We start from the raw sequence: 5,523 nt of genomic DNA, 5'->3' as shown, positions 1-5,523 counted from the left end.
TGGACGCACCGTCGGCGCTGGCGTCGTCGCCAAGGTCCTGGAGTAGGTTCCGGCTCAGCACTCCAGCCCAACAAGGGAGGAGGCCACCCAGGGTCTCCTCTTTTTTTGTGGCCCCCGCCCCCGGGTGGACACTGCCCCCTGCACTGCCTATAATCCCAATGTTGCCCGCCCCAAGGCGGGCTTTTACCAGCGCCGCTTCCCCCGAGAGGTGGAAGGCTGGGAGCGCCGCCCCCCCAGGGGGAAGGGCGCGAAAGGAGCAGGATCATGGCGAAAGACGGACCGCGCATCATCGTGAAGATGGAAAGTACCGCTGGCACGGGTTTTTACTACACGACCACCAAGAACCGCCGCAACACGCAGGCCAAGATGGAACTGCGCAAGTACGACCCCGTGGCGAAGAAGCACGTCGTGTTCAAGGAAAAGAAGGTCTGAGTCTCCGGGCCTGGCGGCCCGCCTCTGGGGTGGGCGCCCGGCTCCGGCTCTGATCCTCTGCCCCGCGTCATGACGGGCAAGGTGAGCGCATGAATCTGATGCACTATTTGCGGGATTCCCGCGCCGAACTCGCCAAGGTCACCTGGCCGAGCCGCCAAGCAGTCATCGAGGGCACGCAGGCTGTGCTGATCTTCGTGGTGGCCCTGACCCTGATCGTGTTCACGATGGATTCCCTGTTCGGCTTCCTGGTCCGGGCGGCGCTGCCATGAGCATCGAATGGTACGCCGTCCACACCTATGTGGGCCAGGAAGACCGCGTGCAGCAGCACCTGCTGGAGCGTGCCCGCAAACTGGGCATGCACCACACCAAGATTTTCCAGGTGCTGCAGCCCACCGAGAAGGGCGTCGAACTTCAGGAAGGCGGCAAAAAGGTCGAGGTCGAGCGCAAGCTCTTTCCGGGCTACGTCTTCGTGCAAATGGACGTCGAGGATGACGACGCGCCCGGTGAACTTGGCGAGTCCTGGGAAGTCGTGCGCGGCACCAGCGGCGTGACCGGGTTCGTGGGCACGGCCACCCGTCCGGTGCCCCTCTCCCCCGACGAAGTGCAGCGTCTGCTGGCCTCGGTTGGCGTGGCGGCCCAGGCCCCCGAGGAGGCGGCCCCGCGCATCAAGGTCGACCTCAAGCCCGGCGACATGGTCCGGGTGACGGGTGGTCCCTTTGCCGATTTCAGCGGCGTGGTCAGCGAGGTCAACGCGCCGCAGGCCAAGGTCAAGGTGCTGGTCAGCATCTTTGGCCGCGAGACCCCGGTTGAACTCGACTTCGCGCAGGTCAGCAAGTAATTCCGCAGGGTGTGGGCTTGGCAGACTTGCCCACGCCCTGTACACTGCCAAAGTTGCTGCTCCGGTGACCCACGGGCCACAAGAGCGGCACTTAGCGCCAGCACCCCGCCAGTCCACGGGACAGGTCGGGGGAGCTAAGGAGGACGCATGAAGAAAATCACAGGGCTTGTCAAGCTCCAGTTGCCTGCGGGCAAGGCCACCCCGGCCCCCCCCGTCGGCCCCGCGCTGGGTCAGTACGGCGCGAACATCATGGAGTTCACGAAGGCGTTCAACGCGCAGACGGCCGACAAGGGTGACGCGATCATCCCCGTCGAGATCACCATCTACGCGGACCGCTCGTTTACCTTCATCACCAAGACCCCCCCGATGAGCTACCTGATCCGCAAGGCGGCGGGGCTCCAGAAGGGCAGCGCGACCCCCAACAAGGCCAAGGTCGGCAAATTGAACTGGAATCAGGTTCTGGAAATTGCCAAGACCAAGATGCCCGACCTGAACGCCGGGAGCGTCGAGGCCGCCGCCAATACTGTGGCCGGGACAGCCCGTTCCATGGGCGTGACCATCGAGGGGGCCCCGAATGCCTAAGCACGGCAAGCGTTACCGCGCACTGACCGAGAAGGTCGACCGCACCAAGCAGTACACCATCGATGAGGCGGCCACGCTCGTCAAGGAACTGGCCACCGCTAAGTTCGATGAGACGGTGGAAGTGCACTTCCGCCTGGGCATTGACCCGCGCAAGAGCGACCAGAACGTGCGCGGCACGGTCGCGCTGCCCCACGGCACTGGCCGCAGCGTGCGCGTGGCAGTCATCACCAAGGGCGACAACGTGGCCGCCGCCGAGGCTGCAGGCGCTGATGTGGTGGGCAGCGACGAGCTGATCGAGCGCATCGCGGGCGGCTTCATGGAGTTCGACGCCGTCGTGGCGACGCCCGACATGATGGCGCAGGTCGGCCAGAAGCTCGCGCGTCTGCTGGGGCCACGCGGTCTGTTGCCCAACCCCAAGAGCGGCACGGTCGGCCCTGACGTGACGGGCATGGTGCGCGGCCTCAAAGCCGGACGCATCGAGTTCCGCAACGACAAGACCGGCGTGGTGCACGCGCCCATCGGCAAGGCCAGCTTCGAGCCGGGCAACCTCAGCGCCAACTATCAGGCGCTGGTGTCGGCCCTCGAAGCGGCCAAGCCGGGCAGCGCCAAGGGCGTGTACCTGCGCAGCGCGTACCTCACCAGCACGATGGGGCCGAGCATTCCCCTCACACTCAGCAGTCAAGCACTGGCCTGAGTCCTTCCGGGGAGAGGCAGGCACTTACTCCTCTCCCCCTGAGTTCAGCACCCCGGTGCGCCCCTCGGCCCACCTTTTGAATTCGGCCAATTCCGGCATCGTAGACAGCGGGGACCCTTGCCAGGTTTAAACATCCCGCCGAGTTGTCAGGGCGCAAGGAGCGTACCTGGACTTGTTCACCACAAAGGAGGTTTTCCCGTGGCGAACGCACGCAATCAGCAGAATCTGAGCAGCCTTCAGAACAGCCTCAGCGGCATCGAGACGTTCTATGTCGTCGATTACCAGGGGCTGACTGCCGGGCAGCTCAGCCGCCTGCGCAAGGACATCCGGGAGAAGGGTGGTCAGCTGATCGTGGCCAAGAACACCCTGATCCACCGGGCCCTGCAGGGCAGCGGTCAGGACTTCAGCGACAGCCTCAAGGGGCCCAGCGCCCTCGTCCTGGCACACGAGGACCCCGCCGGGGTCGCCAAGACTCTCAGCGACGCGGCCAAGGGCAACGACCGGGGCATCCCCGCCATGAAGGGCGGCCTCGTTGAAGGGCGCCGCGTGGACGTGGCCGTGATCGAGCGTCTGGCGAGCTTGGGCAGCAAGCAGAGCCTTCAGGGCGAGTTCGTGGGTGTGCTCTCCAGCCACCTCTCGAGCTTCGTCGGCATCCTGGAAGCCTACCGCGAGAAACTCGGCGGTGGCGACAGCGCCGAAGCTCAGGGCTAAACTTTTTCTCTTCCCCACCCCTTTTTCCCAATCCATCCACTGGAGGACACCACCATGGCTTACGACAAGCAGGCTCTGATCGACCAGCTCAGCACCCTTACCATCATGGAACTCGCCGACCTCATCGACGGTCTCAAGGAGACCTGGGGCGTGACCGCCGCCGTCGCGATGGCGGGTCCCGCCGCCGGGGGCGCCGCGCCCGCCGCCGAGGAGAAGACCGAGTTCGACGTGGTGCTCGTGGACGCGGGTGCCAGCAAGATCAACGTCATCAAGGAGATCCGTGCCATCACCGGCCTGGGTCTGAAGGAAGCCAAGGACCTCAGCGAGAAGGGCGGCGCCCTCAAGGAAGGCGTGAGCAAGGACGACGCCGAGAAGATGAAGGCCCAGCTCGAGGCCGCTGGCGCCAAGGTCGAGCTGAAGTAAGTCCTTTCCCACCGGGAGTGCAGCCCCCTGCGAGAGCGGGGGGTTTTTCATGCCCAATGTGGCCAAATGCACGATTGAGCGAAACCAGACGGGGCATAGTGGCCGGGTTGCTTTCCAGGCAGATTTCCCAGCGGGGCGCGGTAAACAGTGCGCGCTTCCGTTTCTGTTGAGTGGAAGGCAGCCAGGAGTCATCATGGCAGTAGGCAGAGTGAAGTGGTTTAACGCGGAAAAGGGTTACGGATTCATCGAGACGGAAGGCAGCGAGGACGTGTTCGCGCACTTCAGCGCCATCCAAGCTCAGGGCTTCAAGAAGCTCAACGAGGGCGACGAGGTCGAGTTCGAAATCGAAGCCGGACAGCGTGGTAAGGGCCCCCAGGCCAAGAACATCGTCGTGACGAAGGCTGCCCCGGCTCCCGCCTACGGCGACCGTCCTCAGCGCCGCGACGACCGCTGGTAATTCAAGACTTATCTATTCGGGCCCCCAACCTCACGGTTGGGGGTTTTTGTTGCCGCTTGCCCCCTACCGCAAGTCCCGCCGCAGTCCCGCCGCCAACTGAAACCATTCGCGCTCCTGCCGTTTGTAGAGCGGGGTAGCGCGGCGCTCGGTCTTCTCCATCGCGCTCAGGAGGGCCGCCGCCTCGTCGCGTCTTCCCTGCTGCAACAGGAAGGCGGCGTAGCGGGCGCGGGGTTCCTCGGTCGTGGCGGCGGTCATCGCCTCGCGGTAGGTCGCGTCGGCGCCCTCCACCTTGCCCTGCGCCGCCTGGGCCTGGGCCAGCAGCGTCAGGGTGCGGGTGCGGGTCGCCGCACTGGTCCGCAGGTCGACGCGTTCGAGCAAGGTCTCGGCAGCGGCAGGCTTCTCGCGGGCCAGTTCCAGTTCTGCGCTGGTCAGCAGGACAACCGGATCGTCGGCATAGATGCCCCCCAGCAGGGGTGCGAGCGTCGACTGGGCGTCGTCCGGGCGCCCGGCACGGGCCTGCAGGCCAGCCAGCTCGGCGCGGTGGGCCAGGGTATCGCTCTCCTCGACGCGGGCCTGGGCCTCGCGGATGCGGGTGTCGAGCGGCTTGATCGCCTCGACCCCGCGGGCCACCACCTTCCCCGCTACCTGGCCTCGGCCGCGCAACCAGGGTACGAAGACCATGAAGGTGTACAGGACCGCACCGAGCATCCCAAACAGGCTGCCGAACAGGGCCCCGAACGCGAGCAGAAACATCCAGAAAATCGGTTGCCGCGTCATGAGGGCGTGGACGAGGCCCACCACCGCCAGGCCACGAATCACGCTGAAGATCAGGGGCAGATAGGGTTGCAAGGCGTCCACGCCCTCATCCTAGAGCTAGAGCAGGGGCCCAGGCTCTTCCGGAACGGCGGCGACGGAAGTTGACCGGCAAGCCCCCGGTCCGCTACACTGGCCTGCGGCCGACCACGATGGGTTGGGCAGGAGCGACTTGCCTCGTAGCAGACTCCACAACTGAAAGCTGAACTGCGGGAGCGCAGCCGGAAGACGGCTGTGGTCCCGGCTGCGCCTTTTCCCCGCCCCGGAAGGCTGCAGACGCAACACAGAGGGTGCGCGAGGTGTGAATGACCCTGACGAACGTGATACCGCGCATTGAGCGGTTCGGTGAGATCACCGAAGTGATTCCGCTTCCCGAACTCACCGAGGTGCAGCTCAACTCCTTCAAGGCCTTCTTGCAAGACGACCGCGCCCCCGACAGCCGCGAGAACGCGGGGCTTCAGAGCGCCTTCCGCGAGGTCTTTCCCATCGACGAGACCGAGAAGGGCCGCTCGACCGGACTGGTGCTGGATTTCCTGGAATACCGTCTGGGTGAGGCGCCCTACACTCCGGAAG

10 protein-coding genes (1 of these 10 cut by a window edge) are annotated in these 5,523 nt (G+C 65.3%); 9 read left to right on the top strand and 1 reads right to left on the bottom strand.

Annotation, left to right across the window (positions count from 1 at the left end; genetic code table 11):
* The first annotated feature begins 264 nt into the window (after nucleotides 1-264).
* From rpmG to QOL99_RS07080, 8 genes are all read left to right on the top strand, one after another.
* Complete coding sequence (rpmG, locus tag QOL99_RS07115; protein WP_012692576.1) at nucleotides 265-432, top strand: 50S ribosomal protein L33; 168 nt, start codon at nucleotides 265-267, stop codon at nucleotides 430-432.
* Nucleotides 433-521: 89 nt separating this feature from the next.
* Complete coding sequence (gene secE / locus QOL99_RS07110; RefSeq protein ID WP_285522569.1) at nucleotides 522-701, top strand: preprotein translocase subunit SecE; 180 nt, start codon at nucleotides 522-524, stop codon at nucleotides 699-701.
* The gene (gene nusG / locus QOL99_RS07105; protein WP_285522567.1) at nucleotides 698-1,270 is read left to right on the top strand and encodes a transcription termination/antitermination protein NusG; all 573 of its coding nucleotides are present in this window, start codon (nucleotides 698-700) and stop codon (nucleotides 1,268-1,270) included. The genes secE and nusG overlap by 4 nt, the downstream gene beginning before the upstream one ends.
* Before the next feature lie 147 nt (nucleotides 1,271-1,417).
* Nucleotides 1,418-1,852 (top strand): 50S ribosomal protein L11, encoded by a 435-nt coding sequence (rplK, locus tag QOL99_RS07100; protein WP_285522566.1) that lies wholly within the window; start codon nucleotides 1,418-1,420, stop codon nucleotides 1,850-1,852.
* Complete coding sequence (gene rplA, locus QOL99_RS07095; protein ID WP_285522565.1) at nucleotides 1,845-2,546, top strand: 50S ribosomal protein L1; 702 nt, start codon at nucleotides 1,845-1,847, stop codon at nucleotides 2,544-2,546. Before rplK ends, rplA begins: the two co-directional genes overlap by 8 nt.
* A 198-nt stretch (nucleotides 2,547-2,744) precedes the next feature.
* A complete protein-coding gene (gene rplJ / locus QOL99_RS07090) occupies nucleotides 2,745-3,257 on the top strand; it encodes a 50S ribosomal protein L10 (RefSeq protein ID WP_285522564.1) in 513 nt (170 codons plus the stop codon).
* 54 nt (nucleotides 3,258-3,311) lie between these two features.
* Complete coding sequence (gene rplL, locus QOL99_RS07085) at nucleotides 3,312-3,680, top strand: 50S ribosomal protein L7/L12 (RefSeq protein ID WP_285522562.1); 369 nt, start codon at nucleotides 3,312-3,314, stop codon at nucleotides 3,678-3,680.
* A gap of 193 nt (nucleotides 3,681-3,873) precedes the next feature.
* A complete protein-coding gene (locus QOL99_RS07080) occupies nucleotides 3,874-4,137 on the top strand; it encodes a cold-shock protein (RefSeq protein ID WP_104990050.1) in 264 nt (87 codons plus the stop codon).
* A 63-nt stretch (nucleotides 4,138-4,200) separates the two neighbouring features.
* Here the strand turns inward: QOL99_RS07080 and QOL99_RS07075 are convergent, their stop codons facing one another.
* On the bottom strand, nucleotides 4,201-4,995 hold the full coding sequence (locus tag QOL99_RS07075; RefSeq protein ID WP_285522555.1) for a hypothetical protein: 795 nt from the start codon (nucleotides 4,993-4,995) through the stop codon (nucleotides 4,201-4,203).
* A 260-nt stretch (nucleotides 4,996-5,255) separates the two neighbouring features.
* On the opposite strand from QOL99_RS07075, the gene rpoB reads away from it, so the two are divergent.
* Nucleotides 5,256-5,523, top strand: partial view of a DNA-directed RNA polymerase subunit beta gene (gene rpoB / locus QOL99_RS07070; RefSeq protein WP_285522553.1) — the beginning only. 3,191 nt of this gene lie beyond the right edge of the window; the window shows 268 of its 3,459 coding nt (coding positions 1-268); the start codon lies at nucleotides 5,256-5,258; the stop codon falls past the right edge of the window.

It is taken from the genome of Deinococcus rhizophilus (assembly GCF_030271215.1).
GTDB lineage: Bacteria > Deinococcota > Deinococci > Deinococcales > Deinococcaceae > Deinococcus > Deinococcus rhizophilus.
The sequence above is the reverse complement of the archived record's forward strand: the minus strand, read 5'-3'. Positions and strand labels throughout refer to the sequence as shown.